Annotated in this window: 21 protein-coding genes; 16 read left to right on the top strand and 5 right to left on the bottom strand. The window is 55.7% G+C overall.

Annotated features, from left to right (window positions below):
• Nucleotides 1–201 precede the first annotated feature (201 nt).
• From ALB80_RS13385 to ALB80_RS13340, 10 genes are all read left to right on the top strand, one after another.
• Nucleotides 202–2,145, top strand: coding sequence for an AMP-binding protein (locus tag ALB80_RS13385; RefSeq protein WP_172677893.1), 1,944 nt, complete (start codon nucleotides 202–204; stop codon nucleotides 2,143–2,145).
• Nucleotides 2,146–2,206: 61 nt separating this feature from the next.
• Entirely contained in the window at nucleotides 2,207–3,025 is an 819-nt protein-coding gene (locus ALB80_RS13380; RefSeq protein ID WP_050604581.1) for an ABC transporter ATP-binding protein, read from the top strand.
• A 29-nt stretch (nucleotides 3,026–3,054) separates the two neighbouring features.
• Nucleotides 3,055–4,041: a branched-chain amino acid ABC transporter permease gene (locus tag ALB80_RS13375; protein ID WP_050604580.1), complete on the top strand. Its 987-nt coding sequence runs from the start codon at nucleotides 3,055–3,057 to the stop codon at nucleotides 4,039–4,041.
• A 3-nt stretch (nucleotides 4,042–4,044) separates the two neighbouring features.
• Nucleotides 4,045–4,302 carry a hypothetical protein gene (locus ALB80_RS13370; RefSeq protein ID WP_050604579.1) on the top strand — a complete coding sequence of 86 codons (258 nt, stop codon included), beginning with the start codon at nucleotides 4,045–4,047 and terminating at the stop codon, nucleotides 4,300–4,302.
• 3 nt (nucleotides 4,303–4,305) lie between these two features.
• Nucleotides 4,306–5,382: a branched-chain amino acid ABC transporter permease gene (locus ALB80_RS13365; RefSeq protein WP_050604578.1), complete on the top strand. Its 1,077-nt coding sequence runs from the start codon at nucleotides 4,306–4,308 to the stop codon at nucleotides 5,380–5,382.
• A gap of 72 nt (nucleotides 5,383–5,454) precedes the next feature.
• A complete protein-coding gene (locus ALB80_RS13360) occupies nucleotides 5,455–6,738 on the top strand; it encodes an ABC transporter substrate-binding protein (protein ID WP_050604577.1) in 1,284 nt (427 codons plus the stop codon).
• A gap of 109 nt (nucleotides 6,739–6,847) precedes the next feature.
• Nucleotides 6,848–7,681: an ABC transporter ATP-binding protein gene (locus tag ALB80_RS13355; protein WP_050604576.1), complete on the top strand. Its 834-nt coding sequence runs from the start codon at nucleotides 6,848–6,850 to the stop codon at nucleotides 7,679–7,681.
• A 19-nt stretch (nucleotides 7,682–7,700) separates the two neighbouring features.
• Entirely contained in the window at nucleotides 7,701–8,918 is a 1,218-nt protein-coding gene (locus ALB80_RS13350) for a phenylacetate--CoA ligase family protein (RefSeq protein WP_050604693.1), read from the top strand.
• 122 nt (nucleotides 8,919–9,040) lie between these two features.
• The gene (locus tag ALB80_RS13345; RefSeq protein WP_157054214.1) at nucleotides 9,041–10,705 is read left to right on the top strand and encodes an iron ABC transporter permease; all 1,665 of its coding nucleotides are present in this window, start codon (nucleotides 9,041–9,043) and stop codon (nucleotides 10,703–10,705) included.
• A 73-nt stretch (nucleotides 10,706–10,778) separates the two neighbouring features.
• Nucleotides 10,779–11,129: a DUF2794 domain-containing protein gene (locus ALB80_RS13340; RefSeq protein ID WP_050604574.1), complete on the top strand. Its 351-nt coding sequence runs from the start codon at nucleotides 10,779–10,781 to the stop codon at nucleotides 11,127–11,129.
• 7 nt (nucleotides 11,130–11,136) lie between these two features.
• On the opposite strand, the gene ALB80_RS13335 is transcribed toward ALB80_RS13340, so the two are convergent.
• The 3 genes from ALB80_RS13335 to ALB80_RS13325 all read right to left on the bottom strand — a co-directional run bounded on the left by ALB80_RS13335 (nucleotide 11,137) and on the right by ALB80_RS13325 (nucleotide 13,706).
• Nucleotides 11,137–11,874: an NlpC/P60 family protein gene (locus ALB80_RS13335; RefSeq protein WP_050604573.1), complete on the bottom strand. Its 738-nt coding sequence runs from the start codon at nucleotides 11,872–11,874 to the stop codon at nucleotides 11,137–11,139.
• A complete protein-coding gene (locus tag ALB80_RS13330; protein WP_050604572.1) occupies nucleotides 11,871–13,253 on the bottom strand; it encodes a M17 family metallopeptidase in 1,383 nt (460 codons plus the stop codon). The genes ALB80_RS13335 and ALB80_RS13330 overlap by 4 nt, the downstream gene beginning before the upstream one ends.
• Before the next feature lie 63 nt (nucleotides 13,254–13,316).
• Nucleotides 13,317–13,706 carry a hypothetical protein gene (locus tag ALB80_RS13325; protein ID WP_050604571.1) on the bottom strand — a complete coding sequence of 130 codons (390 nt, stop codon included), beginning with the start codon at nucleotides 13,704–13,706 and terminating at the stop codon, nucleotides 13,317–13,319.
• Between the two features lie 145 nt (nucleotides 13,707–13,851).
• Between ALB80_RS13325 and ALB80_RS13320 the strand changes: the two genes are divergently transcribed.
• Together ALB80_RS13320 and ALB80_RS13315 are read left to right on the top strand one after the other, a co-directional pair.
• Nucleotides 13,852–14,502, top strand: coding sequence for a carbonic anhydrase (locus ALB80_RS13320; RefSeq protein WP_050604570.1), 651 nt, complete (start codon nucleotides 13,852–13,854; stop codon nucleotides 14,500–14,502).
• Nucleotides 14,503–14,590: 88 nt separating this feature from the next.
• Nucleotides 14,591–15,127, top strand: coding sequence for an SRPBCC family protein (locus ALB80_RS13315; protein WP_050604569.1), 537 nt, complete (start codon nucleotides 14,591–14,593; stop codon nucleotides 15,125–15,127).
• Between the two features lie 41 nt (nucleotides 15,128–15,168).
• Here ALB80_RS13315 and ALB80_RS13310 read toward each other — a convergent pair whose 3' ends face one another.
• Entirely contained in the window at nucleotides 15,169–16,086 is a 918-nt protein-coding gene (locus ALB80_RS13310) for an endonuclease/exonuclease/phosphatase family protein (RefSeq protein ID WP_050604568.1), read from the bottom strand.
• A gap of 564 nt (nucleotides 16,087–16,650) precedes the next feature.
• Between ALB80_RS13310 and ALB80_RS13300 the strand changes: the two genes are divergently transcribed.
• The 4 genes from ALB80_RS13300 to ALB80_RS13285 all read left to right on the top strand — a co-directional run bounded on the left by ALB80_RS13300 (nucleotide 16,651) and on the right by ALB80_RS13285 (nucleotide 23,478).
• Nucleotides 16,651–20,250 (top strand): adenylate/guanylate cyclase domain-containing protein, encoded by a 3,600-nt coding sequence (locus ALB80_RS13300; protein WP_050604566.1) that lies wholly within the window; start codon nucleotides 16,651–16,653, stop codon nucleotides 20,248–20,250.
• A 27-nt stretch (nucleotides 20,251–20,277) separates the two neighbouring features.
• Nucleotides 20,278–20,535, top strand: a complete 258-nt coding sequence (locus tag ALB80_RS13295) for a DUF4242 domain-containing protein (RefSeq protein ID WP_050604565.1) — start codon at nucleotides 20,278–20,280, stop codon at nucleotides 20,533–20,535.
• A gap of 119 nt (nucleotides 20,536–20,654) precedes the next feature.
• A complete protein-coding gene (locus tag ALB80_RS13290) occupies nucleotides 20,655–22,070 on the top strand; it encodes an FAD-binding oxidoreductase (RefSeq protein WP_050604564.1) in 1,416 nt (471 codons plus the stop codon).
• A 478-nt stretch (nucleotides 22,071–22,548) separates the two neighbouring features.
• Nucleotides 22,549–23,478 carry a hypothetical protein gene (locus tag ALB80_RS13285; protein ID WP_157054213.1) on the top strand — a complete coding sequence of 310 codons (930 nt, stop codon included), beginning with the start codon at nucleotides 22,549–22,551 and terminating at the stop codon, nucleotides 23,476–23,478.
• A 58-nt stretch (nucleotides 23,479–23,536) separates the two neighbouring features.
• On the opposite strand, the gene ALB80_RS13280 is transcribed toward ALB80_RS13285, so the two are convergent.
• Complete coding sequence (locus tag ALB80_RS13280) at nucleotides 23,537–25,129, bottom strand: GMC family oxidoreductase (protein WP_050604562.1); 1,593 nt, start codon at nucleotides 25,127–25,129, stop codon at nucleotides 23,537–23,539.
• Nucleotides 25,130–25,153: the final 24 nt, after the last annotated feature.

Genomic DNA, 25,153 nt, shown 5'->3' with positions numbered 1-25,153 from the left:
GTAGAAATCTCACCTTTCAATGCCTGTTACAATTCGTAAGAATTGAGAAAACATCAGGCAAAACTTGATGCTGATCGTGCCAGTGTCCCTAATCGGGATGCTGGCATCTAGGGCGACCTCTGGTTTGCCGTTTCCGGTCTTGAGGAGGACCGGATGGGGAGGAGAAAAAGATTGGCTCAGACGCAGTCGGGCGCTGAAGGGATGCAATCTCTTCCGGCGCTGCTACACCGCAATGTGACCCAGTTCGGGGATGCCCCGGCATATCGGGAAAAAGAATTCGGGATCTGGCAATGCTGGACCTGGGCAGAAGCCGCCAGGGAAATCCGCGCCATCGCGCTTGGATTTTTGGAGCTGGGCATTGCAAAGGGCGACCATATCGCCGTCATAGGCCGCAACCGCCCGGCGCATTACTGGTCGATGGTGGCGGCGCAGATGGTGGGTGCGGTACCGGTGCCATTGTATCAGGACGCGGTCGCCGAAGAGATGACTTATGTGATGGAACATTGCGGCGCGAAATATGTCGTCTGCGGTGATCAGGAGCAGGTCGACAAGGTCATCGAAATTCAGGAAAAAGTACATCAGATCGAACACATCCTGTATACCGACAAGCGCGGGATGCGGAAGTACGACCACAGCCAAATGAACGCGCTTGAAGACATAATGGCCGAAGGTAGCGCCGGTCATGCGCGGTTCGATGCGGAACTGGACAAGCGTATCTCTGCGATCACTTATGACGACACCTGTGTGATGCTCTATACCTCGGGCACCACGGGTAAGCCGAAGGGTGTCGTGCTGTCCAACCGCAACGTCATCGAAAGCGCAAAGAATTCTGCCGAGTTCGATCATCTGACCCGAAACGAAGATATCCTCTCTTACTTGCCGATGGCCTGGGTGGGTGATTTCATATTCTCAATTGGTCAGGCCTATTGGTGCGGGTTCTGCGTGAACTGCCCCGAAAGCGCCGACACGATGATGACGGACCTGCGCGAGATCGGGCCGACCTATTTCTTCGCTCCGCCGCGCGTGTTTGAGACCCAGCTGACCAATGTGATGATCCGGATGGAGGATGCGAGCAAGCTGAAGCAGCGCATGTTCCATCACTTCATGGCGCACGCCAAGAAAGTCGGAGGTCTGTTGCTGGACGGTAAGCCGGTGGGTCTTGGCGATAAGTTGAAATACGCGCTGGGCAATCTGTTGGTTTACGGACCGCTCAAGGATACGCTCGGCTATGGCCGGTTCCGCGTGGGTTATACGGCGGGTGAGGCAATTGGGCCGGAAATCTTTGATTTCTATCGTTCATTGGGCATCAACCTGAAGCAGCTTTATGGTCAGACTGAAGCAACTGTATTCATCACAGTACAGCCCGATGGTGAGGTGCGTGCCGATACGGTTGGCGTCCCCGCGCCGGATGTTGAGCTGAAGATCGATGACAAGGGCGAGATCCACTATCGCTCGCCGGGCGTGTTTGTTGAATATTACAATAACCCGGCCTCGACGGCCTCGACCAAGGATTCTGAGGGTTGGGTTGCGACGGGCGATGCCGGGTTCATCGAAGAAAGTTCGGGCCATCTGCGGATCATCGATCGCGCCAAGGATGTGGGCAAAATGGCCGACGGGTCGATGTTCGCGCCCAAATATGTCGAGAACAAGCTGAAGTTCTATCCGGATATTCTGGAGGTCGTTCTGTTCGGCAACGGCAAAGATCACTGCGTGGCCTTCATCAATATCGACCTGACGGCGGTGGGAAACTGGGCGGAGCGCAACAACGTGGCCTATGCGTCCTATCAGGAACTGACGGCAAATCCTCAAGTGTTAGAGACGATTCGTGACCATGTAGAAGAGGTCAACAAGTCGGTCGCGGCCGACGAGATGCTGTCGGGCTGTCAGGTGCATCGTTTTGTGGTTCTGCACAAGGAACTGGATGCCGATGATGGTGAGATGACCCGGACCCGCAAGGTGCGTCGGGGCTTTGTCGAGGACAAGTTCCACGACATCATCACGGCGCTTTATGACGGGTCCGAGCGCGTGTCGACGACAACCGAAGTGACCTATGAGGATGGTCGCAAAGGGTCGATTTCGGCGACGCTCGAGATTGTCGACGTGCCGGTTGTAGCGGTTGTACAGCACAAAGTGGCGGCGGAATGAGCGCCGCGACCTGCGGTTATCGCCCCGCCGCCGTCTTGTTTTTTGTGTCAGGGAGTAACTGATGCTGGATAATTCCGAAGGATATGTCACCGAAGACGGCCGCAAGATCGGCGGCGTTGTGATGGAGATGAAGAATATCACTCTGCGCTTTGGCGGGGTGGTGGCGATCAAGGATATCTCGTTCGACATTCGCGAGGGTGAAATCCGCGCCATCATCGGGCCGAACGGGGCGGGCAAATCCTCGATGCTGAACGTGATCTCGGGGTTCTATGTTCCGCAAGAGGGCGAGGTCTGGTTTCACGGTTCAAAGCGCCCTCAGATGCGGCCCTTTGAGGTGGCGCAGCAGGGCATTGCGCGGACGTTCCAGAATATTGCTCTGTTCGAAGGCATGAGCGTGCTGGACAACGTCATGACCGGGCGGTTGAGTTTCATGAAGACGAACATGCTTCAGCAGGCGCTGTGGAAAGGCAAGGCCGAGGCGGAAGAAACAGAGAACCGCGAGGCCGTCGAGAAAGTTATCGACTTTCTTGAGATTCAACACATCCGCAAAACGCCGGTATCGCGCTTGCCATATGGCCTGAAAAAACGCGTCGAACTGGCCCGCGCCTTGGCGGCAGAACCCAAGCTGTTGCTGCTGGATGAACCGATGGCGGGCATGAATGTCGAAGAAAAAGAGGACATGAGCCGTTTTATCCTCGATGTGAATGACGAATTCGGCACCACCATCGCCCTGATCGAACATGACATGGGTGTGGTGATGGATCTGAGCGACCGGGTGGTCGTGATGGATTACGGCAAGAAGATCGGTGACGGCACCCCCGACGAGGTGCGCAACAATCAGGAAGTCATCGACGCCTATCTGGGGGTCAGCCATGATTGATATCCGGTCAGATATTTGGGGAGGCACAGATGCCTGAACAACTCGTATTTGCGATGGAGGTCATCCTCAACGGTCTGATGGCCGGCGTGCTGTATGCGCTAGTCGCGCTGGGCTTTGTGCTGATCTACAAGGCGTCGGGGATTTTCAATTATGCGCAAGGGGTTATGGCCCTGTTTGCAGCGATGACACTGGTCGGGATCATGAACGGGCAAGTTCCGTTTGCCCATCTGATCAATTCCACATTTGGCACGCATTTCCACTATTTTGGCTGGAACGTGCCCGCACTGCTGGCGGTCATTCTGACGATGGGTGTGATGGTGCTGCTGGCCTGGGCGGTGCAACGGTTTGTGATGCGCCATCTGGTCGGCCAGGAACCGATCATCCTATTCATGGCGACCATTGGTTTGGCGTACTTCCTCGAAGGGGTTGCGGACCTGATGTGGGGATCTGAAATCAAGACGCTTGATGTGGGATTGCCGCAGGGGATCAACCTGTGGATTGACGAGACCACCTTCAACATCTTCGACTACGGCTTCTTCATCGACAATCTGGATATCGTCGCGACGGTGATTGCGGCGCTGCTGGTCGCGGCCTTGGTGGCATTCAGCCAATATACCAAGCAGGGACGGGCGATGCGCGCCGTGGCGGATGACCATCAGGCGGCGTTGTCGGTGGGAATTTCGTTGAACTTCATCTGGATCATGGTCTGGTCGGTTGCAGGCTTTGTCGCCCTGGTCGCGGGTATTATGTGGGGCACCAAGTCCGGCGTGCAGTTTTCCTTGTCGCTGATTGCGCTCAAAGCGTTGCCGGTGCTGATGCTGGGTGGGTTCACCTCGATCCCCGGAGCCATCGTCGGCGGCCTGATCATCGGCGTGGGTGAGAAGCTGTTCGAGTTCGCGATCGGCCCAATGGTCGGCGGCGCGACTGAGAACTGGTTTGCTTACGTTCTTGCACTGATCTTCCTGGTGTTCCGACCGCAGGGTCTGTTCGGCGAAAAGATCATCGAGAGGGTGTAGTGCATGACCAAGCTGATCGCCATCATCAACGTGATCGCATGGGCTGGGTTCTGGGCTTTTGGGTACATCGCCCTCACATCAGGCGATTTGACCGACGGCCAGTTGACCATCGCGGCAATCTTGGCCTTTGCCGGGCTGATCATGGGGGTTCTGGCCTACCTGAAACTGGCGCGCGCCTCAGAGGCGAGCGGCTATGCCAAAGGCTCCAACCAACTTGACGCCGCAGCCCGCAACAGGGCGCAGGAAGAATGGGGAAAGTAAGACATGTTCTATCGTGAGGCCGGAGATTTCAAAACCTCCTACACCGCTGACAGCCAGACTTTCCCGATCAAGTTTGACCGGTATCGGTATTATGTCGTGCTGGCCGTGGCGTTTGGTATCATTCCCTTCATCATCAACGACTACTGGGCCAATGCCCTGCTGCTGCCTTTCCTGATTTATGCGATCGCAGCGATCGGGCTGAACGTTCTTGTGGGCTATTGCGGGCAAGTCAGCCTCGGTACGGGTGGCTTCATGGCTGTGGGGGCCTATGCCTGCTACAAGCTGATGACCGCCTTTCCCGACGTCAGTATGTTCATCCATGTTATCCTTGCCGGAGGCATCACGGCTTTTGTGGGTGTTCTGTTCGGTCTGCCAAGCCTTAGGATCAAAGGGTTCTATCTGGCGGTGGCGACGCTGGCGGCTCAGTTCTTTCTTGTGTGGCTCTTCAACCGGGTGCCGTGGTTCTACAACTATTCGGCATCGGGCCAGATCAACGCGCCCGAGCGGGACGTGTTCGGCATCATCATTACCGGCCCAAACGCGCCGGCCTGGGCCACCTATCTGTTTTGCCTGATCTTCCTGACACTCTGTGCCATTCTGGCGCGCAACCTGACGCGCGGCACCATGGGCCGCAAGTGGATGGCGATCCGCGATATGGACATCGCGGCCGAGATCATCGGGGTGAACCCGCTGAAGGCGAAACTGACCGCCTTTGCCGTCAGTTCATTCTTTGTGGGTATCGCCGGAGCGCTGTTCTTCGCAGTCTATCTTGGCGCGGTCGAAGTGGGCGAGGTGTTCGGCATTCAGAAATCGTTCCTGGTGCTGTTCATGGTGATTATCGGCGGATTAGGGTCTATTTTCGGTTCGTTTGCCGGGGCTGCGTTCCTTGTGCTGCTGCCGGTGGTCCTGAAGGTTGTCGGCGTCGATGTGCTCGGCTGGCCTACGGATATCGTGGCCCATCTGCAGCTGGTGATCGTGGGCGCATTGATCATCATGTTCCTGATCCTCGAACCACATGGCCTGGCGCAGCTTTGGCGCGTCGCGAAAGAGAAACTCAGACTCTGGCCATTCCCGCACTAAGGGTGGCCCAATCATAAAGACGGGTGCGAAACCCGAAAACACCATCGGATCAATCAAGGGAGGAAACACCCGATGAACAAGAAACTGGCAACCTTGGCGCTGAGCGCCCTGATGGTCGCAGGGCCGGCGATGGCAGAGCTCGTGATTCCGGATCTCAGCTACCGCACCGGGCCTTATGCGGCGGGCGGTATCCCGTTTTCGGACGGGTACAACGACTATTTCACGCTGTTGAACGAACGGGACGGCGGCATCGGTGGCGAGCCGATCCGGGTTGTGGAATGCGAAACCGGATACAATACCGAGAAAGGTGTGGAATGCTATGAATCCACAAAAGGCGAAGGTGCGCTGGTGTATCAGCCGCTGTCGACCGGGATTACGTATCAGCTGATCCCCAAAGTGACCGCTGACGGCATACCTTTGCACACCATGGGTTACGGTCGGACCTCGGCTGCAAACGGCAAGATATTCAGCAACGTGTTCAACTATCCGGCCAACTACTGGAACGGGGCCTCGGGCGCGATCAACTATCTGCTGAACGAAAACGGCGGTGATCTGAGCGGCAAGAAAATCGCTCTGGTCTACCACAACTCGGCCTATGGCAAGGAACCGATCCGCACGCTGGAAATGCTGGCTGAAAAGCACGGTTATGATCTGACGCTGCTGCCGGTGGATCACCCTGGTCAGGAGCAGAAATCGCAATGGCTGCAGATCCGTCGCGAAAAGCCCGATTACGTGGTCATGTGGGGTTGGGGCGTGATGAACCAGGTCGCCGTGCAAGAGGCCGCAAACATCCGCTTCCCGATGGAAAACTTCATCGGTGTCTGGTGGTCGGGTGCCGAGTTCGACGTTGAACCAGCTGGCGAAAAAGCAACCGGTTACAAGGCGCTGACCTTTACCGGTTTGGGCGCTGACTATCCGGTTTATGACGACCTGAAGAAGCATGTCGTTGACTCGGGTAAGGCTGCTGGTGCCGGTGATCAGTTGGGTTCGGTTCAGTACAACCGTGGGCTCTATGCGGCGATGTTGGCCTCGGAGGCGATCAAGACCGCGCAAGAGATGCATGGCGTGACCGCGATCACACCGGCGATGATGCGCGACGGTATGGAAGCGCTGGAAATCACCAACGCCAAGATGGAATCGCTGGGCATGGCAGGCTTTGGGCCTGAGTTCAGCGTTAGCTGTGAAAACCACGGCGGCCCGGGTCTGGTGGGTGTTGTTCAGTGGGATGCTTCGACCGGCACCTGGAACAAACTTCAGGACTTCATGCCAACCGATGCAGAAGTGATCGGTCAGTTGATCGCGGAAGATTCGGCAGCATATGCCGCCGAAAACAACATCGAACCGCGCTGCGAGTAAACCGCAGCTTTGTTCCGGTTTTGGTCGGAACGTCAAAACACCGGAGCGGCGGGATGCCTGCCGCTCCCCACGAACCGCCCTTGAAGGGCAGGCATGAGGACACGCGCTGATGCTGGATGCGGCACAAACCACTGATGTGCAGGCGGAAACCCTGCTTGAGGTCAACAATATCGAGGTGATCTACAACCACGTGATCCTCGTGCTGAAGGGCGTCAGCCTGACTGTGCCCAAGGGCGGTATCACGGCTTTGTTGGGCGGCAATGGCGCGGGCAAGACGACCACGCTCAAGGCTGTGTCGAACCTGCTGCATTCAGAACGCGGCGAGGTCACGAAAGGGTCGATCAAGTATCGCGGTGAAAGCGTGCATGAAAGCGACCCTGCTGTTCTGGTCGAAAAAGGTGTCATTCAGGTGATGGAAGGCCGCCACTGTTTCGAACACCTGACCGTGGAAGAAAACCTGCTGACAGGAGCCTATACCCGCAAGGATGGGTCCGCAGCGATCCAGCGGGACCTGGAGCTGGTCTACAACTATTTCCCCCGCCTCAAGGAACGCCGCCGGTCGCAGGCAGGTTATACCTCAGGCGGCGAACAACAGATGGTTGCCATGGGTCGGGCATTGATGTCTCGGCCCGAGACGATCCTGCTGGACGAGCCCTCGATGGGTCTTGCGCCGCAGTTGGTCGAAGAGATCTTCGGGATCGTGAAAGACCTGAATGAGAAAGAGGGCGTGTCCTTCCTGCTGGCTGAACAGAATACAAACGTTGCCCTGCGGTTTGCTCATTACGGGTACATTCTGGAATCCGGGCGCGTGGTTATGGATGGCCCAGCTGCCGAGCTGCGCGAAAACCCGGATGTGAAAGAATTCTACCTCGGCATGTCCGATGAAGGCCGCAAAAGTTTCCGCGACGTTCGGTCTTATCGCCGCCGCAAGCGGTGGCTGTGAGCGAATGGAGGATATGGCGATGACCTATTTCGACGCACTCGAAACGCGCTCGGCAGACCAGCGTGCCTCCGATCAGGCCACAGCGCTTGTGGAGCAAATCAAGCGGGCAGCATCCGCACCAGGATTCGCGGCGCACCTATCTGAAACAGACACTAATCACGTGTTTAATGCAGAAGATCTGCCGCTGCTGCCCGTATTTCGCAAATCGGACCTGACGCGAGCTCAGGCCGAACGGCCACCGTTTGGCGGGTTTACGGTGAAGCCTGCGCGACATTTTCATCATGTGTTCCAATCCCCCGGACCGATCTACGAGCCGGGCAGCACGGATCATGACTGGTGGCGCATGGGCCGGTTCCTCAATGCGGCGGGTGTAGGCGCCGGTGACATTGTGCAAAACTGCTTTGGCTACCACCTGACCCCTGCAGGCATGATTTTTGAAAATGGTGCCCGCGCAGTTGGTGCAGCCGTTCTACCCGCTGGAACCGGCCAGACCGAGTTGCAGGTGACAGCGGCGCGTGATGTCGGGTGTACGGCCTACGCAGGAACGCCCGACTATCTGAAGGTCATTCTGGACAAAGCCGATGAGATGGGCGTTGCGCTGAGCTTCTCAAAGGCCGCCGTTGGCGGTGGGGCGCTGTTCCCGTCGCTGCGCCAGGAATATGCGGATCGCGGGATTTCGTGCCTGCAATGCTATGCGACAGCCGATCTGGGCAACATCGCTTACGAAAGCCCGGCGATGGATGGGATGATCATCGACGAACATGTGATCGTCGAAATTGTAACCCCCGGAACTGGCAACCCGGTCGCTCTGGGTGAGGTCGGCGAGGTTGTTGTGACGTCACTGAACCCCGATTACCCACTGATCCGCTTTGCAACGGGCGATTTATCTGCGGTCATGCCAGGTGTTTCGCCTTGCGGCCGCACCAATACAAGGATCAAGGGCTGGATGGGCCGCGCGGACCAGACCACCAAGATCAAAGGCATGTTCGTGCGCCCGGAACAGGTGGCGGCACTGGTCGACAAACATGATGAGATTGTCAAAGCCCGCGTTATCGCGATGCGTCAGGGCGAAATGGACACGATGACCGTGCAAATCGAAAGCGCGGATGGGGATAACCCTGCCTACGCCAAGTCGGTTGCCGAAGTATTGAAGCTGAAAGGCGCGATCGAGATCGTGGCCCCTGGCTCACTTCCCAAAGACGGTTTGGTCATCGAGGACCAGCGGGTTTACGAATAGCCGTGGAAAACGTATCTACGGCATCAAATGCCGCAGATTTATTGAATGTCGCACTGGTGTTTCCGAGCTTTTTGGTCGATTAAAGGCGAACCCTTCGCCTTTGCCAATCACAAGCCGGGATGATGGCCGAAATCGAATATTCACAAAACGGATCGCGCAATCGTGGCGTACGTGGAACCCGGCTGTTGGCGGGGATCGCGTATCTTGTGGCAGCGGCTTGCCTGTTGCCGATGGTTGCCGTGGTTCTGGCTGCGGTGACGGGCGGGACGGACACGATTTCGCACCTTATTGAAACGGTTCTGCCAAGCTATACCGCGACGACACTGATCCTTGTTGTACTGGTCGCGGCAGGTACGTTTAGCATCGGCACCGGAGCCGCCTGGCTGGTGACGATGACTCGCTTCCCCGGAGTTCGGTTTCTGGAAATTGCACTGGTTCTGCCACTGGCTTTTCCAGCCTATGTTCTGGCCTATGCCTACACTTTCATTCTGGACCATCCAGGGATCGTTCAAAGCACATTACGGGACGTAACGGGGTGGGGGCCGCGCGACTACTGGTTCCCGGAAATCCGCTCGACCGAGGGTGCAGCGGTGATGCTGATCCTTGTGCTGTACCCGTATGTTTATCTGTTGGCGCGAGCTGCGTTCTTGCAGCAAAGCGCAACGGCGTTTTTGGCAGCCCGGGCGCTGGGGAACAATCCATGGTTGGCATTCCGGCGCGTCTCGTTGCCGATGGCGCGGCCAGCGATTGCGGGCGGCGTTCTGCTGGCGGTGATGGAGACCATAGCGGATTTCGGCACCGTTTCGTATTTCGGTGTTCAGACCTTTGCGACCGGCATCTACACCAGCTGGTTTTCCATGGCAGACCGTGCGGCGGCAGCGCAGCTTGCGCTTTGCCTGCTGGTTTTTGCACTGGTGATGGCCGTGGCCGAGCGCACGCAACGCGGCAAGGCGAAATACTATCAGGCCGGAAAACAACATGTGGCGCAACCGGCGGTCGATCTTACAGGCTTGCACGCCTTTGGGGCCTTTTTGCTCTGTGCGATACCTGTTCTGTTCGGGTTCTTGCTGCCGGTGATCATTCTGGTCGAGATGGGGTTGGAATCGGAACAAAACCTGCTGTCGCGACGCTATATCGGGTTCATCCAGAACTCGCTGACTTTGGCCGGGACAGCGGCGGTCATCACCGTCTTTGCGGCGATCAGCGTTGGGTTCTTCCAGCGGCTTAGGCCCGGGCGGTCATCCTCTGTGACGGCATATCTGGCACGGTTGGGATATGCCGTGCCCGGGGGCGTGATTGCGGTGGGTCTGATCGTCCCTTTCGCTGGTTTCGACAACGCGCTTGATGCCTGGATGCGCAAGACTTTCGATGTGTCCACAGGGTTGCTGGTCACCGGTTCAATCTGGTTGCTGGTTGCAGCCTATATGGTGCGGTTCCTAGCAGCCGCGCTCAGCGCGTATGAAGGTGGGCAAAGCACGGTGCACGCCAATATGGATGCCGCTGCGCGTTCACTGGGTCAATCGCCGCTGGGGACTCTGCGGCGTGTACATTTGCCGATTCTAACGCCTTCCCTGTTGACGGCGCTATTGATTGTATTCGTGGACGTGATGAAGGAATTGCCTGCCACGCTGATCATGCGCCCGTTCAATTTCGACACATTGGCAGTGCAAGCCTACAGGCTGGCCTCGGACGAGCGTTTGGAGGGTGCTGCCGTGCCCTCGTTGGTCATTCTGGCTGTCGGTTTGTTGCCCGTGATCCTGATTTGCCGTCAGGTTGGCCGGCGGTAACACTTCTGCCTGAATTGTCGGGTCATGACGCATCAGGCTTGATTCAAAAGCGATTTCCGGCAAGGCTGGAGGTATGAATATGCAGCCTCCCAGCCGGTTCTCGGCAAGTGCAGCGCAGATGCCCGTCGCCTTTGACCGGCATGAGATGTCCCAGATACTGTCCGTTTATGGCCGGATGGTCGCCGCCGGAGAATGGCGGGATTACGGTATCTCGAACCTGCGCGACATGGCAGTGTTCTCAATCTTCAGGCACACTGCTGAACACCCGATCTATCGCGTCGAAAAGCACCCGCGACTGAGGTTCCGGCAAGGGATGTATTCCGTTGTCGGCATGGATGGCCGTATTCTGAAACGCGGCCACGATCTGCGCGCGGTTCTTCGGGTATTGGAACGTAAGCTGATCCGGGCGGTAAAGCCCGATTAGAGCCCTTTTAGAGCCTTTTATGGGCCGTTACTGGGCCGTCGCCCTGTGCTTGAATGCGCTCAATGGCCTGATCCATAGGTTCAAACACAACCGCCATATGGCTGGCGTTGGCATGCAAAATCATGTTGTCCCCGGACACCCAGGCCACATGACCTTTCCAGAACACCAAATCACCTCGATGCGCCGCTGATCCTTCGCCCAGGGTTGAACCCAGTGCGCGTTCCTGATCACCGCTGTCACCGGGACAAGGCGTGCCACAGGCCAGAAGCGCGGCTTGGACAAGCCCGGAGCAATCGATACCAAACCGGCTGTTTCCACCCCACAAATAGGGCGTCCCAAGGAACAATTCGGCCACTGCCAGCGGATCCTGCGGCGTCTCAGAGATTGGTGCGGCGTGTACCTTCGGAACAAAGCCCAACTCGGTTTCCAGATACCGGTCTGTTTCTGACAACGCGTGAATTTTGCTGCCAAAGCTGAGGGACACCAGATCGTGGCTTTTGAAATCCGCGGTTTCATAGGCATGAGTCGCCGGTGCTTTGATCCAATGCGTGGCGGGTGTGCAGTTGGCCAACTGATCCGTTTGCACCCAGCCGGTGTACCCGTCTTTGTCGGCGATAACCCGGCTCCAACCATCTTTTTCACAAGTGACCTGAACCGTATCTCCGAACAGGACCTGCCTGTTACGGGGGCCGTCAGGGTCACGCAACAGATCGACCACAGGCTTAGATATGCGGAGGTGATTCACAGGCCTAACATCTCGGGCAGAGCGTTCAGTATCGCGCGCGGCCCTTGGCCTAGACCGCCTTTGCTGTGCCCGGGTTCCGTGCTCGGCTGCCAGGCATAGATATCGAAATGGACATAGCGGCACGATCCCACAAACCTGCGCAGAAACAGGGCGGCGGTGATCGAACCTGCAAACCCGCCCGAAGGTGCATTGTCCAGATCGGCGATGCCGGGCTCGATCATTGCCTCATACGGCGCGTGAAACGGCAAACGCCAGACTGGATCGGCCGATGCCTTGGCGGATTGCGACAGGGCCGTCGCGCAGGATTCATCATCAGTGTAGAACGGGGCTAGATCGGGACCCACAGCAACGCGTGCCGCCCCGGTGAGTGTTGCCATCGAGATCACCAGATCGGGCTCACCCTCATCCGCCAGTGCCAGAGCATCCGCCAGCACAAGGCGTCCTTCGGCGTCTGTGTTGTTGATCTCAACCGTCAAGCCCTTGCGCGAGGTCAGGATATCCCCGGGCCGAAAAGCATTGCCTGCAACCGCGTTTTCAACAGCAGGGATCAGGACACGTAGCTGTACTGGCAAGTCCAACGCCATAATCATGTGCGCTAATCCAAGCACATTGGCGGCCCCGCCCATGTCTTTTTTCATCAGACCCATCGAGGCACCCGGCTTCAGGTTCAGCCCGCCTGTGTCGAAACAAACGCCTTTGCCTACGAGCGTCAGTTTGGGGCCGCTGTTGCCCCAGTTCAGCTCGATCAATCGCGGGGCCTGGTCCGCGGCCCGCCCGACCGTGTGGATCATCGGGAAGTTCTGGTCCAACAGCGTGTCACCCAGGACAGTGCTACACGTGGCCCCAAATTCGTCGGCCATTGACTCAACAGCCTGCTGCATCTGCGCGGGTCCCATATCCGACGCCGGTGTGTTGACCAGATCGCGGGTCAGGGCCTCGGCCTGGGCCATAGCTTCAATACGGGCTGCATCCACCCCATCAGGAGCGACCAGTGCTGCTGAGCCGCCGGATTGTATGGCGTAGCGATCAAAAGCATAGCCGGCCAGCAGCCAGCCGAGGCATTCAACCTCTAAAAGGTCCGAAGGCAGGCCGGACGCGATATGATAGGTTCCTTCCGGCAGAGACAGAGCGGCAGCGGCCAGCGGAAACCGTTTGCGCGCGCGCTTTGCTTCGGTCCCGTAACCTGCCAGCGCCATCTCTGCCGCGCCATTTTTGTCTGGCAACAGCTGAGACTGACCTAGCGCCGCCGAAAACCCGTTCGCAGCGACCCAGGATTGCACGTGCTGCGGTTGCTCTTGCAACCACCCCTCCAGATCTGGCTGAGCAATCACATGCAGCGGCAGAGAGGTGTCAGAGGACGGGGCGAAGGACAGGGTCATAGGCGTCTCAACAAGTGGTTTCCAAGCACAGACTAGCCACGCCTGATCCGCCTGCAACCCCTGTCAGACGGAAAGATCCTGTTGATCCCATACGGCGGTCAGGGAACGCTCACCCACTCGGATCAGCCGCCCCAAGGTTGCACCGGCCGCCACTGCATCACCGGCATCGACGGATTGGGCCACATCCCCTGCCACCCTCGCAAGCGCTGTCATCCCGACCTGTTCAGAAATTGCGACCAGCGATTTGGCACATTTGCGCAGGTCAGACCATTCGCGGTGCCGCCAATAGCGTTCACAGTTTGAAAGACGCACGGCCAGCTCTTCAACCGTGCGACACAGCACGTCCAGAGCGTTCTTGTCCCCCAGTTGACTGTACAGCCCGCTGAGTTGATCCGGGTCCAGCAGGACGGATTCTTTGTGTTCTAGCGTGATTATCTTTTCCACCACATTCACCCTAAGTATTGACGCCCCCACGGCGTGGGTCTGATACTGGCGGCAAAATCCTTTGCAAAACCTTGCAGGGAAACTGGATAATGGCTCGAATTTTTATTGAATTCGGTTTACAGCGTCCTGAACCGAGAAGAACTGGGACATTACAATGGACTATGCCAAGCCTTTGCCAACCTATCTGGTCAAGCGGTATCACGGGTGGAAAGCCACAACATATTCCGAGAATCAGGTTTGGTACAAACGGTTGGCAGAAGAAGGGCAACGCCCCCGCGCGATGGTGATTTCCTGCTGCGATAGCCGGGTGCACGTGACCTCTATGTTTGGGGCTGATCAGGGTGATTTCTTTATTCACCGCAATATTGCCAACTTGGTGCCTCCTTACGCGCCCGACGGTGATCATCATGGCACCAGTGCCGCAATTGAGTATGCCGTTACAGCTCTGAAGGTCGCGCATCTGATCGTGTTGGGCCATTCGCAATGCGGCGGCGTTCAGGGTTGCATCGACATGTGCAAGGGCGAAGCGCCTCAACTGGAAGCCAAAGAAAGCTTTGTCGGTCGCTGGATGGACATCCTCAAACCCAAATACGATCTGGTTGCGGATATCGAAGATCGTGTCGATCAGGCGCGCCAGTTCGAGCGCCAGGCGGTTGTGGCATCACTGGAAAACCTGATGACTTTCCCGTTTATCGCCTCGGCGGTTGAGGACGGCGCACTGAGCCTGCATGGGTTGTGGACCGATATAGGCGCGGGCGGGCTGGAATGTTTTGACCCTCATCAGAAGAAATTTCTTGCCATCTGACATCGATGAAACAACACGGTTTCCGGTTCTGATTCAGAGCCGAAATCCTGTATGATGCGTGCACACGTTTCGAGTTTTGGAGATTGCGATGAAAGTTGTTCTACGAATTCTTGCAGGATTGGGCCTGATTGCTGTCGCAGTGGTCGCGGTGTCATATCTGTTGCCTGGCAAGGCCGAAGTGTCCCGCAGCATCACCATCGATGCGCCAGCCGAAGCGATCTTTCCGTACGTAAACTCCATGCAAGAGACCGAGCAATGGTCCCCTTGGCTGCACCGAGATCCCGACACCCAACTGACCTATTCGGGACCCGAAGCAGGCGTCGGCAACGCTCTGAACTGGAGTTCCGAACACCCGCAGGTTGGCACCGGTTCGCAGGTGATCGTCGAGAGCGTGGAAAACCAGCGCGTCCAAACGGAATTGGATTTCGGTCCGATGGGGACTGCCACGGTGTCATTTTTACTGGAGCCTGGTGGAAACTCGACCTTAGTGACCTGGGGGTTCGAGTCCGATTTGGGGCTTAACCCCATATCCCGATGGATGGGGCTCATGATGGATAAATGGGTCGGCGGTGACTATCAACGCGGGTTGACCAATCTGAAAGCGCTGATCGAAAATAGTACATAGGCAGGCGGAACAGCTGCGCGCTGAGGAGTGCCGTGGAAACGCTATTCGATACGAAACCGGGCGAGCTTTCCCATATGGTCCGAGCCCATGAAGGGGCGCAGTTCGACTGTTCCGATTGTGCCCTTGGGAAAAAGCAGGTTGTCGATCGGCAACGGGACCCTCCAACTGCCAAAGTTATGCGTGTTCAGCGCGGTTCCGAAACTTTGATTGTCCGCAGCCGCGGCGATCCGCTGGACGCTTGCCCCCCATGGCACCATGTTGAAATCCCCCGCGATCAGAACCGGGCCGTCCAGATCCGCGATGCGATCCGCGATAATCTGACTTTGCTGCGCCTGATCATAGGGAAATGGCCAATTCAGGTGAATCGAGACGATCCAGACCGCAGTCTCGTCAGGAGCTTCGACCTGCACACCGACCAATCCACTGCCTTTAAGGCAGAATTCCGAGTTCTCCACGATAGGCAGTGTCGTCAGAATGGCAACGCTTTGCTCAGGACGAAAGCTGCACACGATCTTTGACGGGTAGTGTTCGAACAGGTTGTTCATGTATTTTTGATTGTGACTGGACACTTCCTGCAAAGTCACAATCTGGGCGTTGGACGCGATAATATCGTCAGCCAGAGGATAGCGCGGCCAGGCTTTGCTCATCAGGTTCTTTTGGTACAGCGTCAGGCAGGTTCCGTTGCATTCAGCAGAGGGCGCAGCATAGCTGGCGGCAATGGAACCAAGGGCCATCGCGGCAACGGCACATGTCGTCAAAGCCAAATATCTGGCGCGCAGGTACAGCAACAACGCGGCACAGGGCGGAAGCAAAACGCCCGCTTGAGGACGCAAAAGGGCAATCGAGTCCCCCACGGCAAAGATTTGTCCGGTAAATCCGATCACCACAAACGCCATCAGTATGCATGCGCATCCGATGGTCAGGGTTCTGGCAATTTTGTGTCTGGTCGAAACCTGCATGCCCTGCCTCAGCCACCTTGTGCGGGACACTGCTTGTGGTCTGCTCAGCCACATCTGCAGCGATCAAGGTTATGCATTTAGGTGACAAGCCCGCCCGTCTTTGTCAACAGGTCGGGGGAATGTACCGCGTTCGGGTGCTCGCCCTTGAGCAGATTTCTATTGGAGACCTGACGGGTATGGCTGATGAGCCAGAAGGTGCTGTTTGAGAGGAAAGGGTGCTTGGAGGCAGATTTGTAAAGATTTCCGTAGTTCGCTTGGAGCCCCTGAGCCGCCATTGATCACACTTCAGCCTTTCGCTCATGCAGCAGGTCGCGATCCGCGCAAACCGGACATTTCCTGTCTGGTTCGTGGATGGCTGTGACGCGGACAAAGCTGCCTTTCGCGGCAGCGCAGCAAATGCACGCTGAGAGAGATCTGCCTGCAAATAACCTCTGCATTCCGAAAAAAGTTGCATAGGTAGGTGTCATTTCCTTCAAAGGCAATGCAGACATTTGGCCGCCAAAAATCAGCCCGTTTTTACAGCGCTTTCTTGATTAGCGTCCCGTATCTAAGCATGATCCTGTTATGGCGGTTAAAATCGACAATTGGCTGAACGATCTTGAACTGGGTCAATACTCAGACGCTTTTGCACAGCATGATATCGACGCACGTGTACTACCATTACTGTCAAACGATGACCTTAAAGAGCTTGGGGTTAGTCTGGGCCACCGAAAAATCATCCTGGCAGCGGTTCAAGAATTGACTGGCCAAGAGCACTCGTCTCAATCGCCACAAGCCGTAGACTCGGATGTATACGAAGTCGGTCGGGTTCCCATTTCGGATGGATCGCAAGGCGTGGCCTTATCTGCAAGGAAGCCTGCTTCATTGGCGATCGCAGAGAGGCGTCACTTAACAGTTTTGTTTGCTGATCTCGTCGCCTCGACTGAGTTGACTAACCGGTTTGACCCCGAAGACATGCGCGAACTGCTGCAGAGCTTCCAGGATGCGGTTGCAGGTGCAGTTAGAGGGTATGGCGGCTACGTCTCGAAGTATTTGGGCGACGGTCTCCTGGTGTTTTTTGGCTGGCCGACAGCCTATGAAGATCATGCAGTTCGCGCTGTAAAGGCTGGTCTTGAGGCCGTTCGACGGGTCAGAGAGCTAAAAACACCTGACGGTGAGCCCTTGTCAGCCAGGTTAGGTATCGCGAGTGGGGAAGTGGTAGTTGGCGATACGATCGGTGAAAACACCTACGAAGAAGGAGCCATGACGGGGCCAATTGTCAATTTGGCAGCGCGGCTTCAGGAACACGCAGAACCTAACTCAGTTGTTTTATCTGCTGAGGAGACCGAAGAAACTTTGCATCGGCTATTTGAGTTTACGTCTCTTGGACAAACCGAACTGAAAGGTTTCAAAGAACCACGGACCCTTTTGACTGTCGTATCAGAACACAGCGCGGAAAGCCGGTTTCGAGCTTCATACAGGGACGAAAGTGGCAGCGTCATGATTGGTCGCGACTACGAAAAAGGTATCCTTTTACAATTATGGCTGCGTGCGCAGAACAGTCAGGGAGAGGTTGTTCTGCTTGCCGGTGAAGCTGGGATCGGTAAATCGCGATTGGCGGAAGAGTTTCTCGCTAATGCTGTAGCGACTAGCGAAGCTGATATTATCAGGCTGAACTGCTCTCCTTACCTTACCAGTAGCCCGTTCCACCCTGTCGCCCAGAGGATTTCTCAGGATGCTGGTGTGGGGACAGATTTTGATGACGACCAAATTCTCGACCTTGTTAAAAAAATGTTGGAAAGCCGAGAGGGCTTGGAATGGGAAAAGGTTCTGCCCGTCTTTGCCGCACTGGTTGCGCCTCACAGTGCTCTTGCCCGAAGCGTTCTCGATATGTCTCCGCAGGAGCAACGTGACCTCACGATTCAGACGTTAATCCACACGGTTCAGGTGCGCGCAAGCACGCGTCCTGTTATCCTTTGTGTTGAGGACGCGCATTGGATTGATCCTTCCACCCAAGCTCTTTTGGATCGCTTCAAAGCAATTTGCGGAGATCTGCCTTTAATGATTTTGATTACCCACAGGCCTGGCTGGGAACTTGCCCATGATGACGGGGAAGCGCACGTACATACGCTCCAACTGCGTCGTTTTGATACGACCCATGTCTCGAACCTAGTTCGCAATGTTACCGGAAAAGCACCCGACGATGCTCTGATTGCCACAATCATTGAGAAGACGGACGGCGTGCCTTTATTCGTCGAGGAACTGGCCCGGGCGATTGTTGAGGCGGGTGAACACGGGCAAGTCCACATACCCGCGTCTTTGAAAGGCACACTGATGGCACGTCTTGACGCGGTCTCACCAGAGGCTAAACAAGTCGCGTTAACAGGAGCCGTCATTGGACGGGAGTTCGAGCCTAGCTTGCTGGCTTCTGCAATAGGTCTTGCGAGTGCGGAAATTCAATCTCGTATAGAAGAGCTGTCTCGAACAGGTTTGATCTTTGAAAGCGGGCACAATCGAGGGTATTTCGTTTTCCGTCATGCCCTTATTCGGGATACCGCCTATCAATCCATGCTGGGCTCAACCCGCAGACAACAACACGCAAACGTGGCACGTGCATTGATCCAGTTGCGGTCAGCAGAGATTGAACGTCGGCCCGAGTTGGTTGCCCGCCATCTTTCAGAGGCCGAAGAATGGCGTGCTGCGTTCGACAAATGGCAGACGGCAACTGAAATGGCATTGGCGAGATCCGCCAGCCAAGAGGCGATGGTCAACGCTAGGGAAACACTCAAAGCGGCCGAAAATCTTAGATCTGACAACGGTGTCGAAACGATCAAAGCCAAAATCCTGATTGGTCGCAGCCATGACAGCCTGGGTCAGTTGCCAGAAGGGATAGCGGCTTTGAAAGAGGCCTCGGACGCCGCCCGTGGAATACACGATGTGGCGCTCGCCGCTGATGCTGCGAACCATTTTGCGGACTCGTGTATGATGTCGAGTAAGAGACACGGCGAGGCCATTGAGCTTTGTGTTAGAGCTCTGAACGACCTTCCCGACGATGACGAAGTACGGCAGTGCAGATTGATGAGCCAACTTGCACGGGCACATATGTTTGTCGGCCAGATTTCTGAAGGCGCACGCTATGGTCAGCAATCAATGGAATTGGCCGCGAAACTGGGGGACTATAAATCCCAATTCTCGGTGATGATGATGCATTTTGGGGCGCCATTCGTCGCGCGCAAAGGCAGAGAGACACGTCATTGGCGTGAAAATCTTGATGCGATGCATCGAGCGGCCGAAAACCTAGGGAGTATTGATCAGGGTCGGGACCGGACACTTAGTCTTTTTGTCGGGGCCGAAATGGCCGACCGCGACTTGATGGATCATTCACTCGATCTGCTGACGGAGATTTCGGAAAAGGACAACCATCTGCAACTCTACTGGGTACAGAAGCACGCACGCGCCATGGTTGCAATTATGGATGGCGATTTTGAGCAGGCAGAGATGCATGCCAACGAAGCGGTGAAAATCGGTCGAAAGACACATGGAGAACATGTTGAGGGCGTCTTCGGTGTTCAGATGTTTACCATTCGCCGCGAGCAAAACCGGCTGCACGAAGTTGCACCGGTGATCAAGAAGCTGATGACGGATAGCCCGGAAGACATTTCTTGGAAACCGGGATTTGGCCTTATTGCCGCCGAGTTGGGATACAAGGAACCAGCTGAACGCATATTGAATGAAATGGCAGAGAATGGCTTCAATCTTCCCCTTGATGCAATGTTTTCAACTACTTTGTCTTATCTTGCTGACATTTGTGTCGCAGTCGAGCATCTGGGACATGCTGAGACCCTCTATGACATGCTGACCCCATACGAAGAGCTGACGATCACCGCTGGGGCAACAACAGTTTGCGCCGGGGCGGCTGCAAGACGTCTGGGCAATCTGGCAACGGTGCTGAAAAACTGGGACGCCGCTGAGAGGATGTTCCATAAGGCCATCGAAATAGACACGCGCATGAAATGCCCACCGTGGATTGCGCACAGCAAGGCAGCATATGCATCCGCGCTAAGGCAACGGGGCCGCACGAATGATTTGGAACTAGCGTTTCAACTAGAAGGGGAAGCGTTGGCAATTTCACAGCGATTGAGTATGGTTTCCCTTAGGTCAAAGCTCGAGGGAGTAGCTGTTTAAAGTCATTTAGATGCTTGGGGGAGCATTATGCCAAGGTACATAATTGAGAGAAATTTTGCCGAGCAGCTGAACGTCAGCGACGACGACAAAATTCACATCAAAGAGATCAATGACGAAGTCGGGGTCGAGTGGATTTTCTCGTTCCTCAGCGCAGACAAGCGCAAAACATACTGCCTGTATGAGGCCCCCGACGAGGAAAGTCTCAGAACGGCGGCCGAGCGCCTTAACATCCCAGCCGATGTCATTACACCCGTGGATCAGATAGATCCCAGAATATTCGCCTGAATATTCGCAGTTCAAAAACCTAAACCGAGGCGATTCCTCTGCGGGGCAACGCGTCGGAAGTCACAACTACATGAGGCAGCCGCGCAAGAAGCCTGACCTGAAAACAGGGAGGCCTATGCATGTACGACATAAAAACACTCGACGGAAACACGGCAACTGTGGGTCAAGACGCTTTGGATGCGCTTAATTCTTCGCTTCGCGGCGGCGTCTACTTACAGGGCACTCCGGAATATGAAGGCGCAAGAACTACATGGAACAGCATGTTCGAACGTCACCCTGGGTTCGTGATCCGCGCGATGGGGGCGAGCGACGTACAGAAAGCTGTAAACTTTGTTAGGGACGCCAGCCTTATAATGTCAGTCCGATCAGGTGGGCATCAAATTGCAGGGCACGCCGTTGCAGACGAGGCAGTATTGCTCGATCTGTCCCAGATGCAATCGGTACACGTGGACCCTGTCAACAAGACTGCTCGGGTTGCACCGGGTGCATTGCTTGGCGATGTAGATCGCGAAACCCAGGCTCATGGGCTTGCTGTCCCAGTCGGCATCAATTCGACAACTGGTATCGCTGGTCTGACCCTTGGCGGCGGCTTTGGGTGGACGACGCGGAAATTCGGAATGACGATCGACAATCTTCTGTCGGCAGAAGTCGTGACGGCAGATGGGACGATTGTCAGCGCCTCGCCCACAAGCCATCCGGAGCTTTTCTGGGCCATCCGAGGTGGAGGCGGCAATTTCGGCGTCGTGACCTCATTCGAGTTCCAGTTGCATGATCTTGGGCCCGATGTTCTGTCCGGCCTGATCGTTCACCCGATCGAAAAGGCGCCAGAGCTGCTTGCAGAATTCGCAGCCATTGCAGATGATTCACCCGATGAGCTGACCGTCTGGAGCGTGATGCGAAAAGCTCCTCCTCTCCCGTTCCTACCAGAAGAGTGGCATGGGAGAGAGGTGCTGATTTTTGCGGCTTGCTACAGTGGTCCTATAGACGATGGTGAAAAAGCCATGTCGGGCTTGCGCGCGCTTGGAGAACCAATAGCCGACGTTATCTCACCTCACAAGTTTGTAGACTGGCAAGCAGCATTCGACCCTTTGCTCACACCGGGCGCCCGGAACTATTGGAAAAGCCATGATTTCGACGCGCTTTCGTCGGAAGTAATCACTGGTCTTCTCGAGGCGGTTTCCAGCCTTCCCGACCCTGCTTGCGAAGTTTTTATTGCGCACGTAGGTGGCGCAATGGCGCGTATTGAACCCGACTCAACAGCTTATCCGCAACGATCAGCACACTTCATAATGAATGTTCACACACGTTGGGAAGACCCGAACAAGGATAGTGAGTGCATTGCGTGGGCGCGGGGACTTTATGATCAGATGCGGCCTCATGCGACCGGTAGCGCGTATGTAAACTTTATGCCCGAAGACGAAGCGGAACATATGGCTGGTGCGTACGGCCTAAACAGCGGGAAGCTTTCGAAAATAAAGGGCAGCTATGATCCAAAAAATCTGTTCAGGATCAATCACAACATAGCGCCTGAGTAGGGCCATCCGATTTGGAAAGACTGATCTATACGACGTCTAGAGCTTATGCTTGATATTTGACGACAAATATTTGGTTACGCGTTCAGACCACCAAATATTTTAACGCCAAAAATGTCGACACTGTCTTTTCCACTGTCAGGCGAATTCCGTGTTCCGCTGCGACGGCAGGGTTTTGCTGACCATTTGGCCGCTTTGGGCTCGAAGCTGCCACCTGCCACTTTTTGTTGGATACGGGTTATCAATGCAGAGCGGACATTGCGGCGACGGGTTCAATTCACATTGCTGACTGGTATTCCCCAATTTAGGTCCCCTCTTAGGCGGTTAAGGAAGCAGTTGGGGGCGAGACCCTCACAATCGAGACCAAATTGCCTAACAGCAAAACAAATATGGCAAAAGGCGGGGCATTCTTATCCCGGCAATGCTAAGCTTAAGGGACATCGCTAAGTCTTCCATTTTATCCGACAAATGAGCCTGTACATTGAGACGATTTCTTGCATTCGCGGTGTTTTCAACTGCAAGTTCAACTAGTCCATCCAATGCTCAAAGCGTGGACCCTGATGCCTCTGAGGCCGCAGCGCGAGCGGCTTTGTCTGTCTTGAGTATCGCCGCCACCCCAAACGAGACTTTATCCTCGTTTTCTTTTCTTGATGCTTCCGGAGGTGCCAAGAGTCTACGCTCGACGCAACTGCGAGGAGGTTACAAGCCACTTGAAAACGGGCTGTATGTAGAGGGTCTTGTTGCCTATCAAAAATATAACCCGGTACTCTTCTTTCCAGAGATCGCCCCCGACACTGAGTTGGATGTAACTTGGTCAAGCGTGGCAGCAACGGTCGGCATCGGTTGGGAATTTCCATTGGTAAACGAGTGGAAAGTTCGTCCGGTCGGACATCTTTCACTTGGCCAAGTGACTGCGGATGCTTTTCTTGGCAGCTTTCCATTGCTGCGTTCGGCATCTAGCTCCAACGATTTGATCGACGGAGACTTAAACGCATTCGGGGTTGGTGCTTCGCTTGGTATCTTCCGAGAGGCGCAATTTGGATCGTGGCAGGGGGAATATCGTATCCGTCAAACATTCTTGGATTTTAACCCGATCAACGAGCCTGAGGCTGGGAACGCAAGTGCGAGTTCAAACCAAACAACCCTGTTCTCACGTCATCGCTATCCGCTGGAAAACGTCAATCTCTTCGAACTCCCAACACAACTCGTTCTGGATGCCGGTGTTGTGCTGTATCACGGCGACAGTGTAACCGTTCTTGGCACCGATTGGCTGGCCACAGCTGGCGTAGGACTTGAGATTGATACTCGCCTGACCGGTCTGCCAGCCGTTCAAGCGGGACGTGTAATGTTAAACGGTGTAGTTGCCGAAGGATTTTCCGGTTTTTCGATAGGCTTCGGTCTGCGGTTCTAGGTCGGGGCCTGATCCTGTCACAAAAAATCGGTTGTCTGATGCTTAGCAATTATTTCACTCAAACGCGCCCAGCGATCATGTCGGCAGCTTTTTCAGCAATCATAATCACCGGCGCGTTGGGGTGTCCGGTGTTCATTTGCGGCATCACAGACGCATCGGCAACGCTCAACCCTTCAAGCCCGTGCACTTTCAAGTCAGGAGCTACGACGCAATCATCGCTTTGCCCCATCCTGCAACTGCCAACGGGATGAAAGGACGTCGACGAAATCTCACGAATGTCCGCAAGAAGTTCTTCGTCGCTCTGGGCGTCCGCCCCCGGAGATATCTCAACCGGATTAAGCTTCGAAAAGGCTTCCTGTGATACAATCTTCCGCGCTTCCTTGATGATCGAGCGCATCAGATCGACATCCGCCGGATCGCTTAGATATCCAGGATCGATAATGGGCCGATCCAATGGGTCGTTTGATGCTATAGTCACACGCCCTCGACTCCAAGGGCGGGTCGGAAAACCAGAGATTGTGAAACCGTGGCGATCCGGTGGGCGATACTCCGGGGCTCCCAAGCTTATGAAATATGGGATCATAAGCAGTTCTATGTCGGGAATATCGACATGGGGCCCGGATCTCAGAAACGCACCAGACTCAAAGTGGTTCGTTGTCAGGGGACCGCGCGACTCCTCCGAGTATAGGCGCTCAACCTCTGCCGCTTGCTCTGCGCTTCGGCCATAGAAGGTCAAAGGCTGATCGATTTCCCAACGGGCGCGGTAATGGAAGTGATCCTGCAGATTTTCACCCACGCCGGGCAGGTCATGCTTTACCCGGACTCCGACATCGTTCAAACGGTCTGCAGGGCCAACTCCTGAAAGTTGCAATATCTGAGGTGAGCCTACGGCCCCCGCCGCCAAGACGGTTTCCTGTGCAGTTGCATGGTTCAGTTCTCCCTTGGCAAGATAATTCACACCGGTCACAGAACTGCCCTTAAATTGCAACGACATAACCGTCGCACCGGTCACAACGGTCAAGTTGGGACGCCCCATCGCCGCGGAGAGGTATGTCTGCGCGGTGCTGCCCCGCCTGTTCTCTTGCAAGGTCGCGGGGAAATAACCACAGCCGTCCAGTTCCATGCCATTCAGATCGCCATTAAATGGAATCCCGGCCTGCTGGCAGGCTTCTATAAATGTCTCGGTTAAGGGCGACCGCTCGCCTGGCTTAGTCACAGTCAGCGGGCCGCCGTCCCCATGGATCGACGGATCTCCATCGACTTCCCAATTCTCAGCCTTCTTGAAATAGGGCAGCACACCGTCCCATCCCCAGCCCGTTGCGCCCATTTGGGACCACGTGTTGTAGTCTGCCGGATGCCCGCGCAGGTATATCATGTAGTTTATCGAACCAGTGCCGCCGATACATCGACCGCGCGGATAGGCGATCTGGCGTCCCGAAAGTTCGCCCTGCGGAGCTGTCCGAAATGCCCAATCGAAACGTGTATTAGAGAGAGCGCCAAATTTTGCGGGTGTGGAAACCCGGGGGTCGTCGTTCGATCCGCCGGCCTCTAATAACAAAACGGAACGCTTCACATCTTCGGTCAAACGAGCGGCGAGGACGCATCCAGCACTTCCGGCGCCAACGATAATAACGTCAAAACTATCCGTCATGACAAAACCCCAAACTACCAATCT

This window comes from Ruegeria sp. 6PALISEP08, from assembly GCF_001238295.1.
Classification (GTDB): domain Bacteria; phylum Pseudomonadota; class Alphaproteobacteria; order Rhodobacterales; family Rhodobacteraceae; genus Ruegeria.
The sequence above is the reverse complement of the archived record's forward strand: the minus strand, read 5'-3'. Positions and strand labels throughout refer to the sequence as shown.

Bases quoted from the DNA above. Each gene is read 5' to 3' on its own strand.
- ALB80_RS13320 (WP_050604570.1), top strand. From the start codon at position 13,852: ATGGACTATGCCAAGCCTTTGCCAACCTATCTGGTCAAGCGGTATCAC.
- ALB80_RS13300 (WP_050604566.1), top strand. From the start codon at position 16,651: ATGGCGGTTAAAATCGACAATTGGCTGAACGATCTTGAACTGGGTCAA.
- ALB80_RS13345 (WP_157054214.1), top strand. From the start codon at position 9,041: ATGGCCGAAATCGAATATTCACAAAACGGATCGCGCAATCGTGGCGTA.
- ALB80_RS13290 (WP_050604564.1), top strand. From the start codon at position 20,655: ATGTACGACATAAAAACACTCGACGGAAACACGGCAACTGTGGGTCAA.
- ALB80_RS13340 (WP_050604574.1), top strand. From the start codon at position 10,779: ATGAATATGCAGCCTCCCAGCCGGTTCTCGGCAAGTGCAGCGCAGATG.
- ALB80_RS13350 (WP_050604693.1), top strand. From the start codon at position 7,701: ATGACCTATTTCGACGCACTCGAAACGCGCTCGGCAGACCAGCGTGCC.
- ALB80_RS13385 (WP_172677893.1), top strand. From the start codon at position 202: ATGCAATCTCTTCCGGCGCTGCTACACCGCAATGTGACCCAGTTCGGG.
- ALB80_RS13355 (WP_050604576.1), top strand. From the start codon at position 6,848: ATGCTGGATGCGGCACAAACCACTGATGTGCAGGCGGAAACCCTGCTT.
- ALB80_RS13360 (WP_050604577.1), top strand. From the start codon at position 5,455: ATGAACAAGAAACTGGCAACCTTGGCGCTGAGCGCCCTGATGGTCGCA.
- ALB80_RS13280 (WP_050604562.1), bottom strand. From the start codon at position 25,129: ATGACGGATAGTTTTGACGTTATTATCGTTGGCGCCGGAAGTGCTGGA.
- ALB80_RS13365 (WP_050604578.1), top strand. From the start codon at position 4,306: ATGTTCTATCGTGAGGCCGGAGATTTCAAAACCTCCTACACCGCTGAC.
- ALB80_RS13310 (WP_050604568.1), bottom strand. From the start codon at position 16,086: ATGCAGGTTTCGACCAGACACAAAATTGCCAGAACCCTGACCATCGGA.
- ALB80_RS13375 (WP_050604580.1), top strand. From the start codon at position 3,055: ATGCCTGAACAACTCGTATTTGCGATGGAGGTCATCCTCAACGGTCTG.
- ALB80_RS13330 (WP_050604572.1), bottom strand. From the start codon at position 13,253: ATGACCCTGTCCTTCGCCCCGTCCTCTGACACCTCTCTGCCGCTGCAT.
- ALB80_RS13380 (WP_050604581.1), top strand. From the start codon at position 2,207: ATGCTGGATAATTCCGAAGGATATGTCACCGAAGACGGCCGCAAGATC.
- ALB80_RS13295 (WP_050604565.1), top strand. From the start codon at position 20,278: ATGCCAAGGTACATAATTGAGAGAAATTTTGCCGAGCAGCTGAACGTC.
- ALB80_RS13370 (WP_050604579.1), top strand. From the start codon at position 4,045: ATGACCAAGCTGATCGCCATCATCAACGTGATCGCATGGGCTGGGTTC.
- ALB80_RS13315 (WP_050604569.1), top strand. From the start codon at position 14,591: ATGAAAGTTGTTCTACGAATTCTTGCAGGATTGGGCCTGATTGCTGTC.